The 25,108-nt window shown below is 64.5% G+C and carries 22 protein-coding genes; 13 read left to right on the top strand and 9 right to left on the bottom strand.

The annotated features are described in order from the left end of the window. Positions 1-252 precede the first annotated feature (252 nt). Genes E3T49_RS08265 through E3T49_RS08255 form a run of 3 tightly spaced genes read left to right on the top strand, consistent with a single transcriptional unit; the run spans position 253 to position 5,139 of the window. Entirely contained in the window at positions 253-2,763 is a 2,511-nt protein-coding gene (locus tag E3T49_RS08265) for an ATP-binding protein (RefSeq protein WP_134424462.1), read from the top strand. A gap of 8 nt (positions 2,764-2,771) precedes the next feature. Beyond that, positions 2,772-4,541 (top strand): DEAD/DEAH box helicase family protein, encoded by a 1,770-nt coding sequence (locus tag E3T49_RS08260; RefSeq protein WP_198414235.1) that lies wholly within the window; start codon positions 2,772-2,774, stop codon positions 4,539-4,541. Positions 4,542-4,569: 28 nt separating this feature from the next. Continuing rightward, on the top strand, positions 4,570-5,139 hold the full coding sequence (locus E3T49_RS08255; RefSeq protein ID WP_134424460.1) for a hypothetical protein: 570 nt from the start codon (positions 4,570-4,572) through the stop codon (positions 5,137-5,139). 59 nt (positions 5,140-5,198) lie between these two features. On the opposite strand, the gene E3T49_RS08250 is transcribed toward E3T49_RS08255, so the two are convergent. The 3 genes from E3T49_RS08250 to E3T49_RS08240 all read right to left on the bottom strand — a co-directional run bounded on the left by E3T49_RS08250 (position 5,199) and on the right by E3T49_RS08240 (position 8,277). Continuing rightward, entirely contained in the window at positions 5,199-6,206 is a 1,008-nt protein-coding gene (locus E3T49_RS08250) for a DNA cytosine methyltransferase (RefSeq protein WP_134424459.1), read from the bottom strand. 239 nt (positions 6,207-6,445) lie between these two features. After that, positions 6,446-7,012: a HEPN domain-containing protein gene (locus E3T49_RS08245; protein WP_134424458.1), complete on the bottom strand. Its 567-nt coding sequence runs from the start codon at positions 7,010-7,012 to the stop codon at positions 6,446-6,448. Continuing rightward, the gene (locus E3T49_RS08240) at positions 7,009-8,277 is read right to left on the bottom strand and encodes a GmrSD restriction endonuclease domain-containing protein (RefSeq protein ID WP_134424457.1); all 1,269 of its coding nucleotides are present in this window, start codon (positions 8,275-8,277) and stop codon (positions 7,009-7,011) included. Before E3T49_RS08240 ends, E3T49_RS08245 begins: the two co-directional genes overlap by 4 nt. Positions 8,278-8,934: 657 nt before the next feature. Here E3T49_RS08240 and E3T49_RS08235 point away from each other — a divergent pair. Then, the gene (locus E3T49_RS08235) at positions 8,935-10,023 is read left to right on the top strand and encodes an NADPH:quinone reductase (RefSeq protein ID WP_134424456.1); all 1,089 of its coding nucleotides are present in this window, start codon (positions 8,935-8,937) and stop codon (positions 10,021-10,023) included. Here the strand turns inward: E3T49_RS08235 and tkt are convergent. Next, positions 10,009-12,042, bottom strand: coding sequence for a transketolase (gene tkt, locus E3T49_RS08230; protein WP_241972712.1), 2,034 nt, complete (start codon positions 12,040-12,042; stop codon positions 10,009-10,011). The genes E3T49_RS08235 and tkt overlap by 15 nt on opposite strands. Positions 12,043-12,169: 127 nt before the next feature. Between tkt and E3T49_RS08225 the strand changes: the two genes are divergently transcribed. The 4 genes from E3T49_RS08225 to E3T49_RS08210 all read left to right on the top strand — a co-directional run bounded on the left by E3T49_RS08225 (position 12,170) and on the right by E3T49_RS08210 (position 15,863). Next, positions 12,170-13,354, top strand: coding sequence for an ROK family transcriptional regulator (locus E3T49_RS08225; protein ID WP_134424454.1), 1,185 nt, complete (start codon positions 12,170-12,172; stop codon positions 13,352-13,354). Between the two features lie 142 nt (positions 13,355-13,496). After that, positions 13,497-13,955: a PTS sugar transporter subunit IIA gene (locus E3T49_RS16345; protein ID WP_134424453.1), complete on the top strand. Its 459-nt coding sequence runs from the start codon at positions 13,497-13,499 to the stop codon at positions 13,953-13,955. A gap of 63 nt (positions 13,956-14,018) precedes the next feature. Then, entirely contained in the window at positions 14,019-14,291 is a 273-nt protein-coding gene (locus E3T49_RS16340) for a PTS sugar transporter subunit IIB (RefSeq protein ID WP_104099163.1), read from the top strand. A gap of 45 nt (positions 14,292-14,336) precedes the next feature. Beyond that, positions 14,337-15,863 (top strand): PTS ascorbate transporter subunit IIC, encoded by a 1,527-nt coding sequence (locus E3T49_RS08210; RefSeq protein ID WP_134424452.1) that lies wholly within the window; start codon positions 14,337-14,339, stop codon positions 15,861-15,863. A gap of 170 nt (positions 15,864-16,033) precedes the next feature. Here the strand turns inward: E3T49_RS08210 and E3T49_RS16825 are convergent, their stop codons facing one another. From E3T49_RS16825 to E3T49_RS08195, 3 genes are all read right to left on the bottom strand, one after another. Next, the gene (locus E3T49_RS16825; protein WP_134424451.1) at positions 16,034-16,255 is read right to left on the bottom strand and encodes a YccF domain-containing protein; all 222 of its coding nucleotides are present in this window, start codon (positions 16,253-16,255) and stop codon (positions 16,034-16,036) included. An 85-nt stretch (positions 16,256-16,340) separates the two neighbouring features. Continuing rightward, positions 16,341-17,060: an esterase/lipase family protein gene (locus tag E3T49_RS08200; protein WP_134424450.1), complete on the bottom strand. Its 720-nt coding sequence runs from the start codon at positions 17,058-17,060 to the stop codon at positions 16,341-16,343. Beyond that, on the bottom strand, positions 17,057-17,902 hold the full coding sequence (locus E3T49_RS08195; protein ID WP_166785499.1) for an alpha/beta fold hydrolase: 846 nt from the start codon (positions 17,900-17,902) through the stop codon (positions 17,057-17,059). Before E3T49_RS08195 ends, E3T49_RS08200 begins: the two co-directional genes overlap by 4 nt. A 135-nt stretch (positions 17,903-18,037) precedes the next feature. Here E3T49_RS08195 and E3T49_RS08190 point away from each other — a divergent pair, with 135 nt between their 5' ends. From E3T49_RS08190 to E3T49_RS16330, 4 genes are all read left to right on the top strand, one after another. Beyond that, positions 18,038-18,448 (top strand): DUF2256 and DUF3253 domain-containing protein, encoded by a 411-nt coding sequence (locus E3T49_RS08190; protein ID WP_134424448.1) that lies wholly within the window; start codon positions 18,038-18,040, stop codon positions 18,446-18,448. A gap of 377 nt (positions 18,449-18,825) precedes the next feature. Continuing rightward, the gene (locus E3T49_RS08185; protein ID WP_134424447.1) at positions 18,826-19,308 is read left to right on the top strand and encodes a hypothetical protein; all 483 of its coding nucleotides are present in this window, start codon (positions 18,826-18,828) and stop codon (positions 19,306-19,308) included. A gap of 280 nt (positions 19,309-19,588) precedes the next feature. Then, the gene (locus E3T49_RS16745) at positions 19,589-20,485 is read left to right on the top strand and encodes an aggregation-promoting factor C-terminal-like domain-containing protein (protein WP_174722402.1); all 897 of its coding nucleotides are present in this window, start codon (positions 19,589-19,591) and stop codon (positions 20,483-20,485) included. A 201-nt stretch (positions 20,486-20,686) separates the two neighbouring features. Beyond that, positions 20,687-22,609, top strand: a complete 1,923-nt coding sequence (locus E3T49_RS16330) for a DUF2207 domain-containing protein (protein WP_174722401.1) — start codon at positions 20,687-20,689, stop codon at positions 22,607-22,609. Positions 22,610-22,669: 60 nt separating this feature from the next. Here the strand turns inward: E3T49_RS16330 and E3T49_RS08170 are convergent, their stop codons facing one another. Beyond that, positions 22,670-23,053 (bottom strand): cupin domain-containing protein, encoded by a 384-nt coding sequence (locus E3T49_RS08170; protein WP_134424446.1) that lies wholly within the window; start codon positions 23,051-23,053, stop codon positions 22,670-22,672. Between the two features lie 117 nt (positions 23,054-23,170). Beyond that, positions 23,171-24,238, bottom strand: a complete 1,068-nt coding sequence (locus tag E3T49_RS08165) for a diacylglycerol/lipid kinase family protein (RefSeq protein ID WP_134424445.1) — start codon at positions 24,236-24,238, stop codon at positions 23,171-23,173. 237 nt (positions 24,239-24,475) lie between these two features. Here E3T49_RS08165 and E3T49_RS08160 point away from each other — a divergent pair. Next, positions 24,476-25,108, top strand: a 633-nt coding sequence (locus tag E3T49_RS08160; RefSeq protein WP_174722400.1) for a hypothetical protein, incomplete at its 3' end; no start/stop codon positions are given.

Raw genomic sequence — 25,108 nt, 5'->3', positions numbered from 1 at the left:
TAGAAATGCTGCGGGAAGAGCTGGGCGTGCGTTGCAGCTCAGACCAGGATCAGTTCGATAAATCCGTCTGATCGGGCTCATCTCTGAGGAACGCCGGTCCTGCCGAGACCGGATTGCTTCTCGATCGGTCCGGCGCGCACCACCGACCGAGGGCCGGAATAGCCCTAGTGTTGATTAACGATCGGCCTAGTTGGTTTTTGGGGTGGCCGTGCCAATTTCTAGTGCTGTCGCACTTCGTTCCATGGGGGCTCAATGATGAAAGACACTTTGGATATCACGCCAGATCCCAAGGTGCTGATTGCGCTCACGCACACGCCGCTGAAGCCGCTGGATGCTCTGTGCGAGCTCATAGACAATGGAATCGATTCTTTCAGAGCCGCTCAACTGGCCGGAGAGCCCATACGGCATCCCCTGCTGCAGGTCATGGTCCCCGGTGAAGCTCAAGTCAGAAAGGGTGACGGCATTGTCCGCATCGTGGACAATGGGGCCGGTCTCGACAGAGAAGGTCTTGGCAATACACTTCGTGCTGGGTTCAGCGGTAAAAACCGATTCGACACACTCGGGCTCTTCGGTCTCGGCTTCAATATCGCAACCGGCAAGCTGGGACGACGAACGACCGTGATCACGGCCAGGGCTCAAGATGATTTTGCTCTTAGAGCGGTTATTGATCTTCCCGAAGTTGTGAAAAACCGAGCCTTCGGTGTTCCAGTTGAAGCGATCAAGAAGCCGCTGAATTTCGAACACGGCACGATCGTCGAGGTGGATTCATGGTGGCCAGAGGGTGATCCAAACTCTGGGTTCATTGTTCAGCTTGCCCACATAGCTAAGGCGCCTCTACGCAGTCAGATTGGGCGCAGATACGCGACCCTGCTCCGCAGCGGGGAGGAAAACCGCGTGCGCGTCATGGTCAACAACGAGTACGTAGAAGGATATGAACACTGTGTCTGGGCTGACAGTCGATTCGTCGACCGGCAAGGATGGGGTTCCATCCCGGCACGGATAGCCCTGGACTCCGTCATCTTCTCGCAAAAGCGTTGCGTCCAGGATGGGACGGCTCTGGATACCGGTTCCGACACTTGTCTCGAATGTGGAGAGTCCGAATTTCGTACTGTCGAGGAACGCATACGCGGTTGGGTGGGCATCCAGCGATTTGACGACAATAACAAGTTTGGTGTGGATCTGGTCCGCAACGGCAGAGCTATTCGAGTCGCTGAAAAGGATGCTTTTTTCAATTTTTTGAACGATCTTGGTGAGGCAGTCAAGGAGTATCCGACGGATCAGCAGACTGGGCGAATCATCGGAGAGATTCATCTGGATCACGTCCCAGTCGACTTCCAGAAACAGGACTTCCAACGCAGCAGTGAGGAGTGGCAGCGCGCCGTAGCTCACATACGGGGCGAGTCTTTGCTTCCAAGTACTTGGCCAGTTGGAAAGCGGAATGAATCGCCAATATCAAAACTGTTTCAGGGGTATCGCAAGGTCAGAAACTACGGCCGCTTGGACATGTACATGGGAAGGTATGACGAGGCCGCTGGGAAAGCGGTGCGAATCAATAGAGATGTAGAAGCGGAATTACTTGACCGCTTTCAGAAAAGGGAAGTTGGGTTTTTTGATGATGCGCGTTGGTGGGAATACGTAGAAACGGCAACCTTGGCTCCGAGGCTTGCGATGGAGGAATGCGCAGAGTGCGGGTTTCAGAACCGGCCGGGTGATGAAGTTTGCGGGGACTGCGAACGGATCCTTCACGGCAAGGCATGCCTCTCTTGCGATGTCGAGCTATCACGGTCCGCAACCGTGTGCCCAAGTTGCGGCGCGTCACAAGTGCCGGAGGTCCAGGAGCCATGGACGTGCGAAATCTGCAAGGAAATCAACGGAGTTGACGATGAACAATGTCGTCTCTGCACCGCGCTTAGAGGGGCGGAGAATCCGGTGTCAGTGGATGTTCTGAGACGCGATGGTGAGTTCATCAGTGAGCTTTCGTTCCAGAACCGGTCATTCGTGACTGCAGATCTCAGAAAAACTGAGCCCATCGATGTGAATGTCTTTCGGGTTGGCCAACTCCGACCGTCTTACAACGGGTCCCTCGTACCGACTGTCACCAGCAGGGCATCGGGTAAGATTGACATCTTCCTCGACATAGCGCATTCCAACTTCACACAGCTCGGCGTGAGACCAGAGATCGCTATATCAGTTGAGATTGCGCAATACCTATACACGCTTCGACCCGACCTCGCTGGTAGGCCTGCCCATTCTGTGGAGAACATTGCCGCAATGATCTTGACAGAGGTTTGGGGAGAGCAACTTGCTGCAGGGCCGGAGAAGGTAAGCGAGGCCATAAAAGGTCTGTTTGGTCGTATCTCGGAGCGACTTGAAGGCAATGGCGACGCCGCCGATTTTTACGGCGAACTGGACCAATTCGAACAGCGCGACCTAGCGGACCGTTTGATTAGCGCCGGCCTGCTGGACCAGCTGTCCGAGCTGCGTTTCAACGGTGGTTATCTTGCCTATTGCGGTTCTGGAGTGTTGGCGAAATTCTTCAGCAAGTATCCGGAAGGATGGTTTGGCACAGTCTGGAATGAACGCCTTGCCGATCCTGAAATCGTTGGTGTCCACGCAGCTGAAAATTCTCGACAGCAGCTTCTCGGCATCTATTCGCGCTGTCTTGATGACTGTGCTGCATACCTTCGTTTTTCATACGTCGATCCGCTCATCGTCACCCGGGCGGGTGCGTCACGCGAGTATCTAGAGCTGCGTTTAATGTGAGCCGGTTCTTGAGCGACCTGACCATAAGTGCCACCTCTTGGCAGGCTTTCGAAAGGCTTGTGTCGAGGCTCCTAGTAGTCGAGGGACTGAAACACGTGTCTGTTGTTGGGGGTTCCGGTGACGGCGGGGCAGACGTCCTTGGCATCAAGGGGGACAAGCGATGGCTCTTTCAGGTGAAACGTTGGGCCACACCCGTCGGGGCCGAAGTAGTTGATCGTACCGTTGCCGCCGCCAAGTCATATGGGGCAGATGTTCCTGTGATCGTCAGCAAGTCTGGATTCACCTCCGACTTGCTCAGGCATCGCGCGAGTATGGCTGCAGAGGGAATCAACATTCAGTTATGGGACCGGGACGCTCTCGCGCGGAGGGCGGAGCGTCTGGCGTCCGATCCGCTCGTGCTGCGCGAATCGGATCGATTCATGCCGCGCGAATACCAGTCGAACGCCGTCGAGAGAATCGTGAACGCGTGGGTCAATAACTCAGCGGGGTCCGCGCTGGTTGTTCTCGCCACTGGGTTGGGGAAGACCTTCGTCGCTGCCGAGTCCGTACGGCGTATTGCGACCATCCGTGTCGGCCTCAGAGTCTTGGTCCTAGCCCACACCAATGATCTGCTTTACCAGCTCGAACGATCATTCTGGCCCTTCCTCGGCGTAAACCAGTCAACTGTAATAGTGAACGGCCTAGAGAGGCCGGCGTGGGCGGATTTGGCTCATTTTGACTTCGTGTTCGCATCTCGGGACACGATGTCGAACGCCGCAATGGCGGGAATTGATTTTCCACCCTTTGACATTGTTGTGGTCGATGAATGTCACCACCTTGGTGCGGAAACTTACGAACAGGTCCTTGACACGCTTGGTGTCGGAGCGGCCGGGGGGCCGTTCCTTCTCGGTTTGACGGCGACTCCCTGGAGACCTGATGGAGGAGACCTTGATCACCGTTTCGACGCGCCCGTAGTGAGTATCGATCTTGTGCAAGGGCTGAAGCACTCTTTCCTCGCCAACGTCGATTATCGGATCTACACCGACAACGTGGACTGGGACTCACTCAGGCAGTTGAAGGGTGATCGCTTCAGCCCCAGGGCGATCAACCGAACGCTCTTCATCGACCAGTGGGATGATGCCGTCGTAGACAGAACCCAGGAGGCCTGGGCTGAGCTGGCGGGTGTGGGCAAGGGGATAGTATTTTGCGGAACCGTTGAGCATGCGGAAAGGGTTGCCGCCCGTATTAACGCCCTCGGATTCACCAGTGCGAAGCCGATCTATTCGCGATCCTCAGCCGGGGAAGCGATGGGGGCAGTTGAGCGCAATCGACTCCTCTGGGATTTCTCGTCCGGTCGCACGGGAATCCTTTGCGCAGTGGACGTTTTGAACGAGGGAATCGACGTTCCCGACGTCAACCTTGTGGTTTTTCAGCGCGTAACTCACAGCCGACGTATATTTGTGCAGCAGCTCGGTCGGGGCCTTCGACTTGCTCCCGGCAAGCAAAGAGTGATCGTCTTGGACTTTGTTTCGGATATTCGCCGCTTTGCGGCTGGGCTTGAGCTTCAAAAAGCATTGGACCACAACGGACCTAAGCCTGGTAGTCCTGTTCGTGTCAATCTCCCCTCACGAGTGACCTTCCTCCGCGCCAACGAGCAGGATGAGAGCGGAGCCAGTTTCTTGAGGGAATGGCTGGGAGACTTGAAGGACATTGAGGAAGCCGGCGAAGACGTGAGCGTAATGCGGTATCCCCCAGTAGAGTCACTGCCACTCGGAAAGAGAGAACCAAATGCAGGCTAGCGCCGTTGAAAGCTGGGCTCGAATGCGGATGATTGCGATTGATTCTGTGGACACTCTGCAGGACTTGTTGTCTGACACCGAAACCGATGATCGTCGGCTGGTTCTGGGCTACTTGGAAGCTAAGCACCAACTTGCGAGGGCATTCGAAGTTTTCGCTGCAGAGAAATATGCTGATGCATCGAAACTGGCGGAGGTCAAAGGACTGCTGGAAAATGCCATGCGGGAGACCTTTACAACGGTCCCGACGAAGTACCTACGCGTAAAAGGATTTGGTAAGCCTCACGAGGCTATCCTGGCGTACCTGGTTCAGCGAGTGCGGCTTGATGTCAGCGCCGATGAGCTTCGGATGTTGACTGGTGATGCTGTCCACACGGAGAGAAGGACGAGAGATTTGCGCGATCTAGGCTTTCGGCTTGAGGCTCGCGAAGAGTCCGGTCAGCAGGTCTATGTCTTGCACGATGAAATTCCAAACATCGTCTCAGGGGCGGCACTCCTGGTGGCCCGGAACGTGCGTAGTGATAAGTCCCTCACTCCTGAGCAACGTGACGCGTTGCTGTTGGGCGCGGGGCTTGCCAGCAGCGCTGCTGACATGGAGTAGTAAACGCCAGGACCTTTCGCATTCCACGATTCATGGCCCAGCTGTTCTCGACCTGGCCGTCAACCTGCGATCTTTAGCCTGGAAAGCGAAACGACAGTCCGTCGGGAGGTTTTCTTGGCAGTTCGTCCTTCCAAGATTGCCCCGATTGAATCACCGATGCTCTTGGCAACGGGAGGCGGGAAGGCGTTGCCGATCTGCCTATAAGTGGAGGTCTTCAGCCCCGCGAATTTCCAATTTTCGTCAAAGCCTTGAATTCTCGAAACCATTTCATTTGTAAGTTTCGGAACGAACTCGGAAGGAATGTCAGACGCAGGCGCAGCGTTTGCAATGCCTTTGCCGTCGACTCCGAGCGCAAGCCAGCCGGCCTTTGCGCGCGTCGGTCCCAGGTCTGGGCCACCGTGCTTCTTCGATCCGCCAACGATTGTTGGGCCTACGCTGTTAGCGCCTTCCGCCCAGCGGCGTGCGCCCTTCCAGCCGTTAGCGGCCATAAGCGGGAGGAGTGTCTCCCCGACTGTGGGTGGTGTGCCAACCGGCTCTGGCCAGACGAAGTCTCCTGCCAAGCGGTTCTTGAACGCAACGAGGATAAAACGGGGGCGAAGTTGAGGCACGCCATAGGAGCTCGAAAATAGAAGTTGCCAATCTGCGGAATAACCCATGCCGCTCAGTTCATCCAAAATCGACTCGCGGTAGGGGGCGAACTTCGCAGACGCCAGCCCCTTCACGTTCTCCAACATAACCGCGGCGGGCTGAGCCTCCCTGACAAGACGGAGCGCCTCTGGGAATAGGTCCCGCTCGTCGTCGGCACCTAGCTGCTTGCCGGCCACGCTGAACGGAGGGCAAGGCACGCCACCAGCAACTAGGTCAATGCCCTTGAATTGAGTGCCACTGATTTCCCTGACATCCGCCTGTCGAACGTCCCAATCGGGCCGGTTCAGTCTCAGCGTTGCTGCTGCATCCCGGTCGATCTCCACCGCCAGCGAATGCCCAAAGCCGGCTTTTTCCAGACCGGAAGATTGCCCGCCCGCACCCGCGCATATTTCAAGCACACTGAACTTCGTGTCAGGCATTCAGGTTCCAATCCGATCAAGGTGAGGGACGAAGACATCATCATTCCAGGACCCTCTGACACCCTAGCTGTTCATCGAATTGCGGACGATTAAGCGCGCTGTTGGTCGCGGGTGGAGACCTCCGTTTTGCACTTTATTTCGGGCGTGTCAGGATTCGCCTTGGCGGTGTGGGCTGGTTCACGAACGAACTGCCGTAGTGAGCGTCTCATTGAGACGCGGCCGGAACGTCGACCACAGCTTCAGAGGGATTCAGGCGTAAGGATTAGAACTTCAAAGCGTCCCGTGAAATTGACCGCTTTTCGATACGAAGCCATCACTTCGTCAGGAGTTAGCTCAATTGTGTAAGTCGCGTAGTCGTTGTGCACAACCAAATTACGAAGATTGCCCAATTTCATAAATGCGTCATGGTCGGCCTTCAGCTGATCATCTTTCTTCAGACGCGCTTTGAAACCCTTGCCACATGCTTCGCCGAAACTCGTGAAGTACGGTTGTGCCGATTCAGCCTTCCAATCGAATAAACCGTGATATCCCCGAGCGAGGACCTGTTTGGAAACGAACTGGCTTATCTCGTGGCTGCCGTGGGCCATGAAAAAGGCCTGAGTGATTCGCTTGACGTGGCCTTCCAAACTGCTCGCGGCCGCGACCAGGAGAAGCTTGTGGTAACTCCTGTTTAGAGCTGCCAACCCGGAGGGGCTCTTCGCGCTGACGTCGCCCACTAGGCCCTGATAATCCTCGTAAAGGGATTCAACCGCCAAAGTGTCAGGGGACATGGTTTCAGCTCGTGGTTCATCGATGCTGCCGGTCACGAGAGTCTTCCGATGGCTTCCTCCGCAATAGCCACTCTGCGGCGTATGTTCGTCGGCTTTGTAGAGCCTTCTTGAAGCGTGTCGGCGAATGCGTCGCTCGACTTAACCACCGCGATCTCTCGCACGATCGCATCTGCCGAGAGAGCGGGGCTCCCCGCCCGCACCCAGGCTGCAAAGAAGCTCTCAAACAGGACTCCGCTGAACTTGTTGCCTAGCCCCCGCATGAAGACGCCCCCCGGCTGCACTTCAAACAATTCCATGAACTGCAGAAGGCTCTGGATTGCCTGAGTTGCCTGCGCGTCTGTGTACTTTTGTGCCTGAAGGCAGAAGGTATTGATGAAGCCAGACATTGAACCGGTGAACCCGTCGAGCCCACGAGCAAGGGCCAAGCCTCTCAGCAAGAACTCAGTGTCCCGCATCCGTGCATCGGGGCTCGTTTGCCCCACGATGCTTCGCCAGGCAGGGTTGAGATTGAGATCTAGAACTTGATCAAAGAGAGCGGAGTGGTACAGGCTGGCGCGAATCTCCTGTTGAGAAAGGTTGACCCCACCTGTGTTCAGGCGGCTAAAGATCTCGAAAACAGCCGCGTTCCCGGACGGGCTCGTTTGCTTGACGACGATGTTTCGGATCGTTCTCAAATCCAAGTTGGTTCGGTCTTCCTTGAGCCCCTTATACGTGAGCCCCTGGTAGCGATTCACTCGCCCACTAGTTGTTTTAGCCAATGCAAGCTTGAACGGCTCAAAGAACTCGTCATCCTCTAGAAAGGATTCATCCAAAAGGCCGGAACTTAGCGTGGGGCGGAGCTCGCCCCTGATTTTCGGCTTTGGGAATCTCCCCTTGGCATAGAAGTAGAGCGTAAGGAGACGCTGTTGACCGTCGATTACGATGAAATTGTTCCGACTCTCTTCGTACAGAAAAACCTGTGGCACGGGCAAACCGATCAGCAGTGACTCGATTAGCTTGGAGGCTCTCTTCTTGTCCCATACGTAGTTGCGCTGAAAGGCCGGGATTTTCATTGCGCCTGACTCGATGAAGTTGACGATCGTCGAGTAATTCCAATCGTTGGGCGATGAAACGATGTCGTACTCATCAACCTCAACTTCATCGAGTTCCTGCGATGCAGCGTCTAGCCAAGAGGCGTCTGCGGCATTCGTGGCCTCAACTGACGAGGAGTCGTCGCCCTGTTCGTCGTATTCAACCAATGATTCAGCGCCGACTCCAGCCCCAGCCCCAGCGCCATCCGCTTCGCCTTCGATGTTCGTCATCTAGATTTCCCCCTCAATCGCGCACCAGAACCGATGCCACTGTCCAAAGGCTAGTGGAGTGATCGGGCATGCACGTTACGAGTGTCGAGATTCCGCGAGGCGCCGTTTTGCCCCAGTCCTCGCCGTCAGTGGGGCCGATGGGTGCGTCGTTCGGCCAACGAATCCGGACCCTTTGCTGCGCTGGATGCCCGGCCGAATCCAATGCGGGCCAAGTCTGTGCGACGGAATGTGAGGCTGGGACAAGAACGGCTCGCAGGTACATATTCGCCGCGCATATCCGCCCCAGCCGTATCCGCTTATGGGCCTGACCGGGTGCCGCCGCGATCTGAGATACTTTCCAGGATCATGGTTGCGACTGTTCCGACCGTACTCGTGCGCAGCCTTGCGACCCGAGAGCGGTGTCTGATCGTCGCAGCGTCGTGCATCTGTGCCTCACGGCAGCAAGGCACGGGGCGTTGCGTCCGTTTCGTGCTTTAGGTGGCACTTTATGACGCCGTTTGTCGCGGACGGCTCTGCGATTGCCGAACGTTTGATCGCACCAAAATTAGCTGACATCCCGCGGTTACTGGCGCAGCGCTGGGACGCGAGGAATGGGCGCCCGGCGGGCGAAAGACGGCCAGGAGGAAACAATCCGCCCCCGCCCGCGTTACCCCTGACATGAAGTCAATTGTGTACAGCCAGACCGGTGACCCGTCCGTGCTCCAGCTCGTCGATCGGCCGGTGACCGAACCAGGAGCTGGCGAGGTGCGGGTGCGGATCGTGGTCAGCGGCGTGAACCCCACCGACTGGAAGTCGCGCCGCGGCTCGGCACCGGGCCAGGTGCTCGCGTTTGACGACGTAGTGCCCGGCCAGGACGGCGCCGGCATCGTGGAGGCGGTCGGCGCCGGCGTGCAGCACGTCAGTGTGGGCGACCGGGTGTGGCTGGCGCTCGCCGCCTACCAGCGCGCGAATAGCGGCTCGGCCCAGGAGTACGCGGTGCTGCCTGCGGAGCGCGTCTTCCTGCTGCCGGCGAACGCGAGCTTCGACCAGGGCGCGAGCCTTGGGGTGCCGGCGATCACGGCGTACCGTGCGCTGACGGTGGCCGAAGACGGACCGCGGCGGCTGCACCCGGGCGCCCTGGCCGGAAAGGTTGTGCTCGTGGCCGGCGGAGCTGGTGCGGTCGGGCACGCGGCGATCCAGCTGGCCCGGTGGGCGGGAGCATCCGTTGTCACGACCGTGAGCGGTCCGGCGAAAGCGACGCTCGCCACGGCGGCCGGCGCGCAGCACGTGCTCACCTACACCGACCCGGATGTCGTCGCCCAGATCCGGGCGATCGCACCGGAGGGGGTGGACCTGATCGTGGAGGTCGCACCGGCCCAGAATGCGAAGCTCGACCTGGCCGTCATCCGTAATCGAGGGTCGATCGCGGTCTATGCAAACAACGGCGGCGACCAGGTGACGCTCGACGTGCGCCAGCACTTCAGCCTCAACGTGCGCTACCAGTTCGTGCTGCTCTACACGGTGGGCGCCGACGTGATCCGGGAGGCGGCCGAGGACATCACCGCAGCCCTCGTCGATGGTGCGCTCGCGGTGGGGGAGGAGGCGGGACTGCCGCTGCACCGCACCGACCTCGCGCACACGGCGGATGCGCATGCGCTGGTCGAGAGCGGGGTTGTCGGGAAGGTGCTGATCGACGTTTCGGCGGGGCAGAAGGAAGGTGCGCCGGCCACTGCGCAGGGTGGACGGCGTGGCTCACTGAGCGAGTGAACCTACCGATTCCTTGAGCTGGGAGGCGCCGAGGGCGGCGTGCGCAGCCTCGATGACCGCGTCGAGGTGGATACCGCGGCGGCGCAGAACCTCGGGGCCGCTGCCCGACTCGCCGAATTCCTCGATCGACACCACGCGCCCGTCGAGGCCGACCCAGCGGTACCAGGCATCGCCGCGGCCCGCCTCGACGGCGACACGAGCGCGCAGCGCCGCCGGCAGCACCGACTCGCGGTAGTCGGCGCTCTGCTCGGCGAACCACTCGACACAGGGCATCGAGACCACGCGAGCGGAGATGCCCTCCTCTGCCAGGAGGGCGGCGGCATCGATCGCGAGGTGAACCTCACTGCCGGTGGCGAGGATGGCCAGGTCTTGTCCGTCGCCGTGTTGCCAGCGCACGTAACCGCCGGCCGTGACCCCTGCAGCGGTTGTGTCGCTGCTCTCCAGCACGGGCAGGTCCTGCCGGCTGAGCGCGAGGGCGACCGGTCGGTCGGGGGAGGCGAGGATGCGGCGCCAGGCGGCGACGACCTCGACGGAGTCCGCGGGGCGCACCACATCGAGCCCCGGCACGGTGCGCAGCGACGCGATCTGCTCGACCGGCTGATGCGTGGGGCCGTCCTCACCGACGGCGACGGAGTCGTGGGTGTACACGTACACCGCGCCGAGACCCATCAGGGCTCCGAGACGGATGCTCGGCCGCATGTAATCGCTGAACACCAGGTAGGTGGACGCGAACGGGCGCCACGGCCCCTGCAGGGCGATGCCGTTCAGGATGGCAGCCATGGCGTGCTCGCGGATGCCGAACCGGATGAACTCGCCGCCGGGGTTGGCCGCGGAGAAACGGTCGCCGTCGACCTCCACGGTGGTGGAACCGGCGAGGTCGGCCGAGCCGCCCCACAGCGGGACGGAACCCTGCAGCGCGCGGAGCACGGCGCCGTTGGTCTTGCGGGTTGCGATGGTGTCGCCGGCGCTGCCCACGTTCACGGTGTCGAGGGCGGAGCTGTTGAACTCGCCACCGTGGAAGGCAGTCCACCGTGCCGCGGCTGCAGGGTCGGCGGTGCTCCAGGCGGCGAGGTCGGCCTCCCAGGCGCTGTGCAGGTGCTCGCCGCGGGTGAGCGCGCCACGGGTGTGCGCGAGGGTCTCAGGAGTGACGAGGTCGTCGAGGGGAGCGTCGGGGGCGAAGCCCAGTGTCGTCTTCACCGCGGCGAGCTCGTCGGCGCCGAAGCCACCGGCGTGCGCGGCTGACGCGCCGCCGAACTTCGCGGAGGGGGAGCCGATGACCGTGCGGAGGGCCACCAGCGTGGGGCGACCGGTGCGTTCCGCCGCCATGCGGAGGGTGGCCTCAAGAGCGTCGAGGTCGTTGGGGGTGTCGATCTCGAGCACGCGCCATCCGTAGGCCCGGTACCGGGCGCGCACGTCTTCGGAGAAGGTCTCGTCGGTGCCGGAGTCGATGGTGATGCCGTTGTCGTCCCAGATCAGCACCAGATTGTCGAGGCCGAGCGTGCCGGCCAGGCTCGACGCCTCGCCGGAGACGCCCTCCTGCAGACATCCGTCGCCGGCCAGCACCCAGGTGGTGTGGTCGAGCAGGGTGGAGCCGGGGGTGAACACGGCGCTCTCGTGCCGGGCAGCCATGGCCATGCCCACAGCGGATGCGACGCCCTGGCCGAGCGGGCCGGTGCTCATCTCCACGCCGACGGTGTGGTGCACCTCGGGGTGCCCCGGTGTCTTCGAGCCGAGGGTGCGGCTCTTGGCGAGGTCGCCCAGGGTGAGGCCGTAGCCGGTGAAGAACAGCTGAGTGTAGAGCAGAAGGCTCGCGTGACCGGCCGAAAGAACGAACCGGTCCCGGGCGGGCCAGTCGGGGTGGGCGGGGGAGTGGCGCAGAACTCGGGAGAACAACACATGGGACAATGGCGCCAATGCCATGGCGGTTCCGCCGTGTCCATGTCCTTTCGCCTGCACCACGTGGGCGGCCAGGGCCTGGGCGCTCGCGACGGCGCGAGCGTCGAGTTCGGCATGCGTCATCGTTGACGAGGGATTCCTTGATTCGGTAGCCATGCGAGAAACTTTGGTATAGAAATGTACTTAAGTCAAACAGTTGGTTCGGCGACGTCCGCAATACGTGCGGATTCGTCAGAAGGATGGGAATCCCATGGCACACGCTCTGTCCACCGGTTCGGGTGTGGTGCTTGACCTCATCCGCTCTGGCCGTGCCACCACCCGCACCGACCTGATCGAGCAGCTCGGCTGGTCGCGCATCACCCTCGCCCGGCGCCTCGACGAGCTGCTGAGCGCCTCCATCGTGATGAGCGTGGGGCAACTCGATTCCCGTGGCGGGCGGCCGCCCGAGGAATTCGCGGTCAACCCGAACGCCGGCCTCCTGCTCGCCGTGGACATCGGCGGCTCGCACACCCGGCTGGCCATCACCGACCTGGTGTCCACCATCCTCAGCGAGGATGAGGCCGACATCGGCCTGAGCGAAGGGCCGGCGGAGATCTTCGAGTGGGCCGGCCAGGTCTTCGACCACATGCTGCACCGGCTGGGCAAGACTCGCGACGACGTGGTGGGTATCGGCGTCGGTGTGCCCGGCCCGGTCGACGTCGTCACCGGCCGGCTCGCCAGCCCGCAGGTCGACACGCAGTGGGAGGGCGTTCTGGTGAAGGACTACTTCGCCGGACGCTACGACCACGCCGTCTTCGCCGTGGACCGGGACGTGAACATCATGGCGCTCGCCGAAGCCCGCCGCGGCTGGAGCGAGTACCGCGATGTCACGGTGCTCAAGGCCGGCATGGGCGTGGGCCTCGCGTTCGTGCTCGACGGCTCCATCTACCACGGTTCCCGGGGCGGGGAAGGCGAGGTCAGCGCGGTGCGAGCCGACGGGGAGCGCGCCGTGCGGCTCGAGACCGTTGCCAGCGGCGCGGTCATCCGTGGTGAATTGCTGAAGAAGGGTCGCAGCGTGCGCACCAGCAGCGACATCGTCGGCCTCGCCAACGCGGGCGACCCGGAGGTGCTGGCGCTGCTCGCCGAGACCGGCACCATGATCGGGCGCAGCCTGGCGCAGGTGGTAGGCCTGCTCAACCCGCAGGCCGTGGTGGTCGGCGGCAACCTGGCCCAGGCCGGCGAGCCTTTCCTCGGTGCGATCCGGGAGGCGATCTTCGCCGGCGCCCGGGACTTCGCCCTGCAAGGGCTCGTGGTGGAGAAGTCCCGGCTCGGCCCTATCGCCGGCGTCACGGGTGCCTCGCTCGTGGCGCAGGACGCCCTGTTCGACGCCGACCGCATCAGCCGCCTCACCCGCGGCGGCGTCACCGGCGTCACGCTCCGCACTGCTGCGAGCTGACCGCGCGCGCCTGACCCGGAGCCTGGCGAGCCCCATCGAAAAACTTTGGTGCATTTGTAGACAAAAGGTCGCTTAGGCTAATACAGTCATCTCAGCGGCCCTCGCGGGCCGGCTGCGTCGAAAACAACAAAGGAGTTCATTCGTGGCACTCAATCTGGCCGAGGCCCTCTCGTCGATCGAGACCCAGGCAGAGGCCGCAGACTGGCGGGCCGCCATCCGTCTTGCCGGCGCCGGCCTGGTGGCCGGTGGGGCCACCACGGATGCCTACACCGACGAGATGATCGCCGCGGTCGAGAAACACGGCCCGTACATGGTCATCGCCCCCGGGATCGCCCTCGCGCACTCCCGCCCCTCGCCCGCGGTGCTCACCGGAGGCCTGAGCTGGGTCAGCCTGGCCACCCCCGTCGAGTTCGGCAACGCCGCCAACGACCCGGTCACCCTCGTGATCGGCCTGGCCGCCACCGACCACGAAGCCCACCTCCAGGTGATGCAGGCGCTCGCCGGGGTGCTGTCCGACAGCGCCGCCATGAAGCGCCTCGCCGTGGCCGCCACCGCTGACGAGGTGCGCGCCGTGCTCGGCGAACTCGCCGCCGCCGCGTGAACCGCGCCACCGACATCCACTTCTGATTTCACTCACTTGTCTCACCCAATCGAAAGGCACCCCATGAAGATCGTCGCCGTCTGTGGAATGGGCATTGGAACCTCAGTGCTCCTGAAAATGAACGCCGAGAAGGTTCTCGCCAAGCTTGGAATCGATGCGGATGTCGAGGCCGCCGACATGGGCGTGGCTCGCGGTGCCGCTCAGACCGCCGAGATCGTGCTCACCTCGGAGGAACTGGCCGAAGAGCTCGGCGATGTGCCCGCCCAGGTCATCGTCATCAAAAACTTCTTCGATCTCGAGGAGATCACCGAGAAGCTCACCGCCGCAGTCGAGTAACCCCCTTCACCATCCGCTCTCTCACAGAATAAGGAGCACCCCACAATGGAGTGGCTCGTCGTCGTACTGAACTTCATCGGTCAGCAGATCCTCAATGTGCCGGCCTATCTCATCGGCATAATCACCGCAATCGGCCTTATGGCGCTCAAGCGCAACTCCGGGCAGGTGATCGGCGGTGCCCTCAAAGCGGCCCTCGGCTTCCTGATCCTCGGTGCGGGCGCCAACGTGGTGGTGGGCTCCCTCGACCCGCTGGGCCAGCTGATCCTCGCGGTGACCGGCGCCCAGGGCGTCATCCCCACCAACGAGGTCATCACCGCCATCGCGCAGGAGGAATTCGGCGCCCAGAGCGCTTACGTTCTCACCCTCGGATTCCTCGTGATGCTCGCCCTCGCCCGCTTCACGCCGCTCAAGTACGTGTTCCTCACCGGGCACCACATGGTCTTCATGGCCACCATGCTCACCGTCGTGCTCTCCGTCGGCTTCGGAGACGGCGCCGGCTGGCTCGTGGTCATCATCGGCGCTCTGCTGCTCGGCGTGATCATGGTGGTCATGCCCGCGTTCGTGCACCCCTGGACCAAGAAGATCACCGGCAACGACACCATCGCGATCGGCCACTTCGGTACCCTCGGCTACATCGCCGCCGGTGCCGCCGGCCAGGCCGTCGGTCGTCGAAGCAAGTCGACAGAAGAGATCAAGTTCCCGCAGGGCCTCAAGTTCCTGCGCGACTCGATGGTCGCCACCTCACTGTCGATGGTTCTCATCTACATGGTCTTCGCCATCTGGGGCCTCATCGCCCTGCCGCTGCAGGAGGCGCTGGACATCTTCGGCTCCGCCGACGCCGGCGCGTTCATCATGGCGGCCTTTGCTCAGGCCCTGCAGTTCGGTGTGGGTGTCGCCGTCATCCTCTACGGCGTGCGCACGGTGCTTGGCGAGCTGGTGCCCGCGTTCCAGGGCATCGCCGAGAAGGTCGTCCCCGGTGCGCGCCCCGCGCTGGACATCCCGATCGTGTTCCCGTTCGGCGCCAACGCCGTGCTCATCGGCTTCCTGAGCTCGTTCGCCGGTGGCCTCCTCGCGCTCGGTGTGCTGGCCATCTGGCTGAACCCGATGTTCGGGCTCGCGCTGATCCTCCCCGGCATGGTGCCGCACTTCTTCACCGGCGGTGGAGCCGGTGTCTACGGCAACGCCACCGGCGGACGCCTCGGCGCGATGATCGGTGGATTCGTCAACGGCGTGATCATCACCATCCTGCCGGCCATCCTGCTGCTGGTCCTCGGCGACTTCGGCTTCGCCAACAGCACCTTCGGCGACGCCGACTTCGGTTGGTTCGGCACGCTCATCGGTGTCAGCGTCGGTGTGGGCGGCGGGCTCGGAGTCATCCTCGCGATCCTCATCGCCGTGGTGCTGGTCAGCGTCGCGATCGTCTACCAGATCCGCGTTGTGGACAAGGGCTGGGTGCCCGGGGCCAAGCGCGACGTCTGGATCGCGGAGGAGAAGGCGGCCGAGAAGGCCGTTCTCGACGCCGAAAAGGCTCGTCGTAAGGCGGAGAAGGAAGCGGCGGCCGAGGCCGTCTAGCTTCACCGCCTCCTGATTCGAGTTCAACGTTTCGAGTTCTACGTTTCGCCAGAGGGCGGCCCCGTTCGCGGGGTCGCCCTCTGTTCGCGTTGGGGGCTGCTTCGCGCCCGGACCATCGGTGGACGACTTGTTTCCCTTGGCGGGCTTGATCGCGCCGAGAGTCGCTGTTCCTACTGAGAATCGCCGCTGGAAAGGAGACGCTCGGCGCAAACGGCGACTCTCGCCGGCCCGCGAGCCCGCAGGGCAGACGCCGACCCGCCGACTCTGGCCGCGGCGATTCCCCAGGGGATGGTGATGATCAGCACAAACATGATCACTGCCGCCAGCATGTAGCCGAGGAACAGCCAGAAGCCCGAGAACAGGAGCCAGATGACATTGAGGATGGTGGTCATGATGACCCTATTCTCTCCCAGGCCGGCCGGTTCGTCGGGCGGAATAGGACGCATCCAGGCCGGCACGACGAGCCACGCGACAGGGTCAGACGGCCGGCGCCGCGGCATCCGTCACCGCGTCGAGCACGGCCCGCACGGTTCTCGGATCGCCGAGGATGCGGAAGTGCCCGCCGACCCGGAGTTCGATGTTGCGGGCGCCGACGAGTTCGCTGCCCTCGGGGATGTGCGGGTCGAACACCCCGTAGATCGACGTGATGCGGCCGTTGACCCGGCGGTCCAGACCCAGGTCGTGCAGGGCCGCGTTGGCGGGAGCGAAGGCACGGATGGCCGGCACAACCCAGTAGCGCGCGTAGCTGGAACCGCCGAAGGGAGCACTGATCGCGGTCATCGCGCTCACCCGATGCTCGGGGTCGGCGGTCGTCATCAGCTGCTTGCCGATCAGGCCGCCCTTGCTGTGCGCCACGATGATGACGCCGGTCAGGTTCTCGCGCTCGAGGTAGTCGGCGACGGTCGCGGCGGCATCCGTCAGTGAACGCCGGTTGCGGCCCAGCTTCGCCACCACGTGCACCGGATGCCCGTGGTCATGCAGAGTCTGGATCAGCGGCCGCATGAACTGCCAGGACTCGTACACCCCGGGGATGATCACGATCGGGGCCCCGGCGCCCGAACGGAAATCCGCCGGCCGGGCGCGCGACAGAAAAGCGCGCGTCTGCCCGATCCCCGCGTAGACGTAGTCGAGCAGCCACCACCGGCCCTGGCGCAGATGCCGGGTCAGCAGGCGCGGGCTCAGCAGGCGGCGGATCATCGTTCCGGCAGCGCGATTTGTTCCGGGCGCGCGATCGACGGATGCCGCCGAGCGTGCCCCTCGATCTGGGCGGCAGTCTGCGCGGCGGCGCTGTGGTGCACCAGATGGCGATGCCCCGCCACCTCGAGGAGGTGTCCGTCGGGCGCGGCGGCGGCCAGGCGCGCGCACCAGTCGCTGCCCGACACAGGGTCGTCGACGCCGCGGATCACGAGGGTGGGGGAGCGCACCTCGCGGAGGGCCAGGTCAGTGCGGTAGTCGAGCATGAGCGCGAGCTCGGTGGAGAACCAGCGCGGGCCGCACTCGAGGTAGTCCTGGAAGACGATCAGGTTGCCCGACGGGGACTCCTTCACCACATCACGGGTCAGACCCATCGCCTGCTGCACGGCCGTGGCGCGGCGGGGATCGGTGACGGGGCCGATCAGAACCAGGTGGGAGACGGCATCCGGTCGCTGCCGGGCCAGCTCCGTGACGAACTGGGCACCCATCGAATGGCCGATCACGACCACGCGGGGCACCTCGAGGTGATCCAGAAGCCGGCCGATCAGGGTGCCGTACTCTTCGACCGCGAGCGGCCGTTCGGGCCGACGGGTGCCGCCGAATCCGGGCAGGTCGAGCGACAGGGTGTGCCCGGTGACGGCCAGGCCCTGCTGCATCCGGCGGAAATACCGGTACGACGCCCCGATGCCGTGCACCATCAGATACGTCGGCAGCTCCGGCGCACGCGAGGTGCTGGAGAGGGAGTGCACGGTGAACTGATGCCCGTCCAGCTCGACGTGGCGCACCCGGGTGTTGTCGGCGGTCACGCGCCGGCGTTCGGCACTCGCACGGTCGGTGGTCGTCACGTGGTTTCCTTCGGGTTCAGGTGCGGGAATCCTAGCAAATCGCAGATTCGGGCGGCCGGGGCGGTGGCGGGAGCTGGGACATCCGTCACTGATAAGACGGATGCGGAACGGATTCGTCACGCCATGATTGAAGGCATGGCCCATCGTCAACGCACACCCGCTGAATCCGACCCGTCTCGCGACCGGGCGGACAAGACCTGCGCCTCGTGCGGGCGGCGCATCGAGTGGCGCGCGAAGTGGGCGAACAACTGGGATTCGGTGAAGTACTGCTCCACCGCGTGCCGGGCACACGGAGTCACCGCGACCGACCTCCGGCTCGAAGCGAGCATCGCCGCACTGCTCAGTGCGCGCGCGACGGATGCCACGATCTGCCCGTCCGAAGCGGCAAAAGCGGTCGGCGGCGAGGCGTGGAGCGACCTGATGGAGCCGGCCCGCCGCGCCGCACGCCGCATGGTCGCCCGCGGCGAACTGCAGATCACCCAGGGTGGCGCCGTGGTGGATCCGTCGACGGCGAAGGGCCCGATCCGGTTGCGGCGGGTGCGGTAGCCGGTCCGGTGACCCGAGCGACGTGAGCATAACTCCTGCAAATTCTGCCGGTCCAGTTTCTCACCCGCGCAATCACGCGGCACGGGCGCAGAGACTCACCCAATTTGCAGGAGTTATGCGAGAAGGGCGGGCTTTATCGGCGCCAGCTGACCTGGTCGCCGCCGCTATGGGTGAGCTCCCTCGTGGCTCGTCAATGCCCTCGTAGCGGAATGCCCTCGTCGCGGACTTCCCTCGTCACGGACTTTCCCCGGTTGCTGGTGCAGCTGGGGATCGCGTAGGGCGAGCGCCGCCCGACCTGCAGCATTGACGACTCGGCGACCCGCGCACACACTGTCAGGGCAAACACTCGCGCACCAGAATCTCGGGGAGATGGCGAAGTGGAACGAGTTGTTGTGGCCCTGGCGGTGTACGCGGCCCTTGCCGGTTTGGCCCTGTGGCGCCCCAACGTGGGGCGCATCGCGATCGGAATCTTCTTTGCGCTCATGGCTGTGGTCGTGAACGGGCTGGTGCTCACCGTGGCCCCCGGGCTGTTCGTGGCGATGGCCGAGGAGGTGCCGTTCCTCTGGTACCGCGAGCTCATGCTCGCGGTGGTGTCGCCCCTGCCGCAGGCGTTCGGCGTCTTCATGGTCGTGTTCGAACTGACCATCGCCGCGCTCATCCTCAGCCGGGGAACAGCCCGGCTGACCGGCCTGCTCGTTGGTGCCGCCTTTCTGGTGGGAATCACCCCGCTGGGTCTGTACACCGTGACGAACCTGCTGCTGGCGGCGACGCTGGTCTACCTGTTCTGGATCGACCCGGCGAATCCCTGGCGCCTGGCGCCGACTCCGCTGGCCACCGGGTCCACCAGGCGCGATCCCTGACACCGGTCCGAGCACTGGGTGGGCCGCCGATCGGTCGGGTGAGCACCGACCTGATATTCCTGTTCACCGAGCACGGGTCCACACCGATGAAGACCTGTCGAAAGCGGTGTCAATCCCCTGCTGCCCATGACTCTCTCAGGTAAAAATGAGGGTTTGTCCAGAAACGTGGGGCATGGTTGTCGTTTCGTCTGCGCCGCCCTCCGAGAGCGCAGATCCGATGCTCAGTGAGCCGGTGCGCTCACGCGCGCGGGCTTGCGTAACACGGAAGTCACCGTCTTATATGCCCGAGTCACCCGAAGAACTCCGCGTCCGCTTCGCTGCCCAGAACAAGCGAAGCAACGGCACACCCAGCAGGAACAGCACCACCAGCAAGCACGGCACCAGCACGATCAAGGGCCCGCGCCGCATCGCGCTCATCGCCGGCAGCGTGCTGGCCGTCTCCGGCCTCGCGGTCGGCGCCGGCTTCGCGGGCCAGGCTGCAGCGGCCACCCAGGCCCGCGTCTCGGCCACGGCCGAGCTCGCCGACAGCACCGGTCTGCACCGGGAACAGCTCGGCGCCTACAGCGCGGTCGCCAAGGCGCACGCCGACAACTCGGCGTCCGTCACACTGGACGAGGCCAACCAGGTTCTCGCCGCCAGCCAGAACAAAGTGGATGCCTCCGGCCTGACCAAGGCGGCCAGCTCGCTGGCCGGCTACGAGGTTCTGCCCCTCGACGAGATCGCCGCGCTGACGGCGCAGACCAAGGCCGAGACCGCCGCGGTCAGCGCCGCCGCCGCCGAAGCCGACCGGGTGGCCGCCGAGGCCGCCGCAGCGGCATCCGCTGCCGCCGAAGCCGCCCGTGCCCAGACCCTGGCCGCCGGCAACACGCCCGCCGGCGCGCGCGCCACGGCTCAGGCCATGGCTTCCTCCCAGTACGGCTGGGGTGCCGACCAGTTCTCCTGCCTGAACCAGCTGTGGCAGAAGGAATCCGAGTGGAAGTTCGACGCGGTCAATTCCAACGGCGGCGCCACCGGCATCCCGCAGGCGTTGCCCGGCAACAAGATGGCCACGGCCGGCAGCGACTGGGCCACCAACGCCACCACGCAGATCGCCTGGGGCCTCGGCTACATCAAGGCCTCGTCCTACGGCACTCCCTGCGCCGCCTGGTCGCACTCACAGGCCAACAACTGGTACTGATTCCCTGAGCCGGGATCCCGCCCGGTGACACGACAACTTTGAGGGGTGCGACGCCCAGTCGCACCCCTCAAAGTCGTCGGTTCGTCGGTTCGTCGGTTCGTCGGCGCTTCGCGGGCGGCGGGCGCGCCCCGACGCCGGGCTGCACTAGCCTTCGAGGAGCGGATGTTGTGGGGACAGCCGGCACACCAGGGGAGCGGCAGCATGCAGGGGAACGCATCGACCAGACAACCGTTGCGGCGACTCGCCCAGGTCATGGCGGGGCTTGCTGTGACAGCGCTGCTGGCGCTCGGGATGCCGCTGGTCGCGAACGCCGGCACCGGCGACTTCACGTTCACCTCGTTCGAGGCCGACTACTACCTCTCCCGCGACGACGCCGGGCACTCCACCCTGCGCACCGTGGAAACGTTCGTGGCCGAGTTCCCGGACTTCGACCAGAACCGCGGCATCGTGCGCGTGATCCCGAACGACTACGACGGGGTGCCGCTGAACACGACCGTTCAATCGGTCACCGACGCCGCCGGCGCACCCGTCTCCTTCGAGGTCATCGACCAGGGTGACAGTCTCGAGCTGCCCCTCGGCACCGACGATTTCGTGCGCGGCACGCAGACCTACGTCATCGAATACACGCAGCAGAACGTGGTGCGCGCCTTCGCCGACACCCAGAACGACGAGTTCTACTGGGACACCAACGGCACCGGCTTCGACCAGCCGTTCGGCTCGGTCACCGCGCGCGTGCACGTCGACCCGAGCGTCACCGAGTTCCTCACCGGCGACACTGCCTGCTATTCCGGCGGCCAGGGTGACACCACGGCGTGCCCGGTGACGGATGCCGCCTCACCCGACTTCGGCGCGATGTTCACCTCCACGGTGCAGGGCCTCGGCCCGCGGCAGAACGTGAGCGTGGCCATCGGCTTCGCTCCCGGCACCTTCCTGCAGGTGCCGGCCACCGCCGGGGGCAGCAGCGACAGCGGCGACGGCGATAAGGGCATCCCCGCTCTCGTCCTGCAGATCCTCGTGCTGCTGGTGTGCGTGCTCGGGGCCGTGGCCGCGGGCATCCGTCGCCTGTTCGCCCGGCGGGACGCTCGGGGACGGGGCACCATCATCGCCCAGTACAGCGTGCCGGAGGGCTACAACCTGTTGGAGGCGGCCGACCTCGTCGGTCGGCCGAAGACGGCCGTCGCCGCACAATTGGTGAGCTTCGCGGTGCGCGGCAATGTGCGCATCCTGGACTATCCGGTCAGTGACAGTTCCGCCGAGTACACGCTGCAACTGCTGTCGGTCGACGGTGTGGACACGCAGGAGCGCGAGCTGCTGGCGACCCTCTTCTCGGGTCTGACGGTCGGCGCCGTGCGGGAACTGGGCACCGTCGACAAGATTCTCGCCCGCCAACTGACCGACCTCCGACCTGCCACCAGGCGCCTGGTCACGTCCCGTGGTGGGCGGGTCAAGGCCACCAGCCCGGCCGGCAAGGGGATCCTCAAGGCGATGTACATCGTGGCGGGGATCGGAGTCGCCGGGGTCGTGCTGGTGTCGATCATCGACTGGGCCTGGCCGTTGATCGGCGTGATCCCGTTCTGCCTCCTGATGGGGGTCTTCATCGGCGTGGCGGAGTTCTTCGGCCGCTCGCAGTTCGTGCTCACCGACGCCGGCGCCGAGCAGCGCGACTACCTCAAGGGGATGAAGGTGTACCTCGAGCTGGCCGAGGAGGAGCGGTTCCGCATGCTGCAGAGCCCGGAGGGCGCGCTGCGGGTCACGGTTCCGGCGGCGGTGCCGGGGCAGGCGACGGTCGGCAGCGCCGCACCGGACACCCTGGAGCGGGTCAAGCTCTACGAGAAACTGCTCCCGTTCGCGGTGCTCTGGGGTGTCGAACGGGAGTGGGCCAAGGAACTCGTCTTCCTCTACGAGCAGGGCGCGCCCGAGCCGTCCTGGTACGGGTCACAGAACGGTTTCAGCTCCCGGGGCTTCGGGAACGCCCTGGGTCACATGGCCGGGGCCGTGGCGACCTCCTCCACACTGCCGCACAGCTCGGGCGGCGGCATCGGCGGTGGCAGCTTCTCCGGCGGATCCTTCGGCGGCGGGTTCTCCGGTGGCGGAGGCGGCGGAGGGGGCGGCGGCGGCCGCTGACCGAGTGGCGCCGGGTCCTCCAGCTGCCGGCGGACTTCGCTGCGGGGTCGTAAATCGACCTCAGGTCACGTCGGACTGCACGTTGCGACGCACGACTTCCGTGATGCGCGCGACGACATCCGTCGTGGTGAATTCCACGAACTCGGTGTTGTCGCCCACCTCGGGGGTGTGGCCCGGGGTGATCACGAACGCGTCTCCCGCCGAGTAGACCTCGTCACCCTCCGGACGGTGCATCGTGAGGCGACCGCTGATCACGTAACCCCAGTGGTGGCCCGGGCACAGGTCGTCGGGCAGACCGCGATACAGCGGCGTGAAGTCCACTCCGGTCTCATACTTCTCGAAGGCCACGATGTATCCGTCGGCCTCGATCTGGCGGCCCTCGTAACCGGGCATCCGGGCGTAGTGCGCGACGTTCGTCTGGTCATCCCTGGCGATTTTGGGCATGGGCTGTCTCCGTCCGTTCGGGCGCCCCCGGGGCGAGGTCGCCCAGCCATGGTGCACCTGCGGGCACGGCCGGTCGAGGGGTTGCGCGCGCGCATCCGACGGATGCCGCGCCGCGGCCTACGCGGCGTCGCGCGGCATCCGCACGGTGAGGCTGGCGGCATCCACCCAGGTCTTGAGCGCGACGGCGGTGCCGAACCCGTCACCGTCGAGTTCGATCTCTTCCGGGCCGCTGAGGCGCAGGATGAGCTTCGTTCCGGTGGCGTAGTTGAGCGCGTCGACCTCGCCGGAGCGCAGTTTGCGCCCGAGCTTCGTGCGGCTGAGCACACCGTTCTCCCAGATCACCTTCGTCAGGATCTGCACCCAGCCGCCGAACCCCTCCGGCTTCAGCACGACCACGTCGAAGACGCCGTCGTCGAGCGCCGCATCGGGAATGAGCTCGATGCTGGCCGGCAATGATCCGCAATTGCCGACCATGATGGTGTGCGCGCGCAGCGACCGTTCCGGCTGATCGTTCAGGCGGTACCGGAAACGCAGCTCGCTGTCATCCTTGCCGACCGCGATCAGGGCCTTCACGTAGGCCAGCCAGCCGGCCTTCGCCTTCAGGGCGTCGTCGGTGTTCGCGAGCATCTTGGCGTCGAGGCCGAGTCCGGCCATCACCAGGAAGGTGTGCCGGTCGACCGACCGGTCCGCGCGTTCGATGTCGATCAGGCACACGTCGATGGCCCGGTCCCGACCGGTGAAGGCGGTGCGGATGGAGAGCGCGGCATCGTCGAGGGGCAGTTGCAGGTTGCGGGCGAGCAGGTTGCCGGTGCCCGACGGCAGCAGCGCGAGAGCGCAGTCCGTGCCGTGCACCGCCTCCGCCACGGCGCGCACGGTGCCGTCGCCGCCCGCCACGATGATCACGGTTGCTCCGGCCTCGATCGCGCGGCGCGCCGGACCCTGACCGGGATCCTCCGCCGACGTCTCGAACCACAGCGTCTCCGGCCAGCCGGCCTCGGCCTGCTCGGCCGCCACGGCGGTCTTGAGATCGTCGAGGTTCACCTTCACGGGGTTGTACACGACAGCGGCGAGCCCGTGGTCGGCCTGTGCGTCGCCCGCCTCGTCGGCCTGTGCGTCGCCCGCCTCGTCGACCTCGCTCAGAGCGTGCTCGGGCAGGGCGTCGTCGTGCAGGTCGGTGCTGGTCATGGGTTCCGTTCGGGTGGAAGCGGGCAGATCGGTCTCACTGATCGGTCTCACTGGTTAGACGCATACCGGCGTCCATTCGTCACACGGCGCTGCCGGGGGAGGGTCTTCCCAGGCGTGGACCGCCTCCTTATGCTGGCAGCAATCGCGTCGCCGACGCCAGTGCCCACGCCATCGCACACGCTATTGCACCCGCCGTTTCACACGCCGTTTCATTTCGCCCCAGGGCTGGAGACTGTCATGAACCCGGAACGCCTGCCGAAACCCCCGGCCGACCCGTGGCCGACCGTGAAGAACCTGACCCGCTCCGTGGCGGCGACAACGGCGCTCCTCGCCCGCGGCCGAGTGCACCTGCCCCGGCCGAACGTGGGCCGCCGGCTGCCCTTCACCGACGGCAGCGAGGCGGTGGTGTACCGGGAGACCGTCGTCGACCGCGGGCCCACGCGCCGGCCGGCCGTGCTGCTGGTGTCGTTCCGGCTGCTGTACGTGCGGGGACGCGGCCATGATCTGTTCCGGGCCGAGAGCATCCTGAACACGCCGCTGTTCGTCGGTTTCCCCGGCTACGTGTCGAAGCTGTGGCTCGGCAACGACCAGAACGGCGTCTACCGTGGCATCTACGAGTGGGACGGCCCGGTGCGCGCGGAGAACTACGCGCGCACGCTCTGGCGGGTGCTGGCGCTGGTCTGCGAGCCCGGTTCCATCCGCTACCGGGTGCTGCCGGGCATCCGTCGGGACGACTTTCTGGCCAACCCCGTGCTGGCGACGGATGCCGGCGCGCCCGCCCCGCGCACGGCCGCCGAGGCCTGGTGGCTGCCCGCGCAGCCCGTTCCGGCGGTGCGGAGAGCGGGGCAGGGCGCCGCGCAGAGCGCACGG

Source organism: Cryobacterium cryoconiti (genome assembly GCF_004403065.1).
GTDB lineage: Bacteria > Actinomycetota > Actinomycetes > Actinomycetales > Microbacteriaceae > Cryobacterium > Cryobacterium cryoconiti.
This window is presented reverse-complemented; position numbering and strand designations above follow the sequence as displayed.

Bases quoted from the DNA above. Each gene is read 5' to 3' on its own strand.
- E3T49_RS08265 (WP_134424462.1), top strand. From the start codon at position 253: ATGATGAAAGACACTTTGGATATCACGCCAGATCCCAAGGTGCTGATT.
- E3T49_RS08255 (WP_134424460.1), top strand. From the start codon at position 4,570: ATGATTGCGATTGATTCTGTGGACACTCTGCAGGACTTGTTGTCTGAC.
- E3T49_RS08250 (WP_134424459.1), bottom strand. From the start codon at position 6,206: ATGCCTGACACGAAGTTCAGTGTGCTTGAAATATGCGCGGGTGCGGGC.
- E3T49_RS08240 (WP_134424457.1), bottom strand. From the start codon at position 8,277: ATGACGAACATCGAAGGCGAAGCGGATGGCGCTGGGGCTGGGGCTGGA.
- E3T49_RS08235 (WP_134424456.1), top strand. From the start codon at position 8,935: ATGAAGTCAATTGTGTACAGCCAGACCGGTGACCCGTCCGTGCTCCAG.
- tkt (WP_241972712.1), bottom strand. From the start codon at position 12,042: ATGACGCATGCCGAACTCGACGCTCGCGCCGTCGCGAGCGCCCAGGCC.
- E3T49_RS08225 (WP_134424454.1), top strand. From the start codon at position 12,170: ATGGCACACGCTCTGTCCACCGGTTCGGGTGTGGTGCTTGACCTCATC.
- E3T49_RS16340 (WP_104099163.1), top strand. From the start codon at position 14,019: ATGAAGATCGTCGCCGTCTGTGGAATGGGCATTGGAACCTCAGTGCTC.
- E3T49_RS08210 (WP_134424452.1), top strand. From the start codon at position 14,337: ATGGAGTGGCTCGTCGTCGTACTGAACTTCATCGGTCAGCAGATCCTC.
- E3T49_RS16825 (WP_134424451.1), bottom strand. From the start codon at position 16,255: ATGACCACCATCCTCAATGTCATCTGGCTCCTGTTCTCGGGCTTCTGG.
- E3T49_RS08200 (WP_134424450.1), bottom strand. From the start codon at position 17,060: ATGATCCGCCGCCTGCTGAGCCCGCGCCTGCTGACCCGGCATCTGCGC.
- E3T49_RS08190 (WP_134424448.1), top strand. From the start codon at position 18,038: ATGGCCCATCGTCAACGCACACCCGCTGAATCCGACCCGTCTCGCGAC.
- E3T49_RS16745 (WP_174722402.1), top strand. From the start codon at position 19,589: ATGCCCGAGTCACCCGAAGAACTCCGCGTCCGCTTCGCTGCCCAGAAC.
- E3T49_RS16330 (WP_174722401.1), top strand. From the start codon at position 20,687: ATGCAGGGGAACGCATCGACCAGACAACCGTTGCGGCGACTCGCCCAG.
- E3T49_RS08170 (WP_134424446.1), bottom strand. From the start codon at position 23,053: ATGCCCAAAATCGCCAGGGATGACCAGACGAACGTCGCGCACTACGCC.
- E3T49_RS08165 (WP_134424445.1), bottom strand. From the start codon at position 24,238: ATGACCAGCACCGACCTGCACGACGACGCCCTGCCCGAGCACGCTCTG.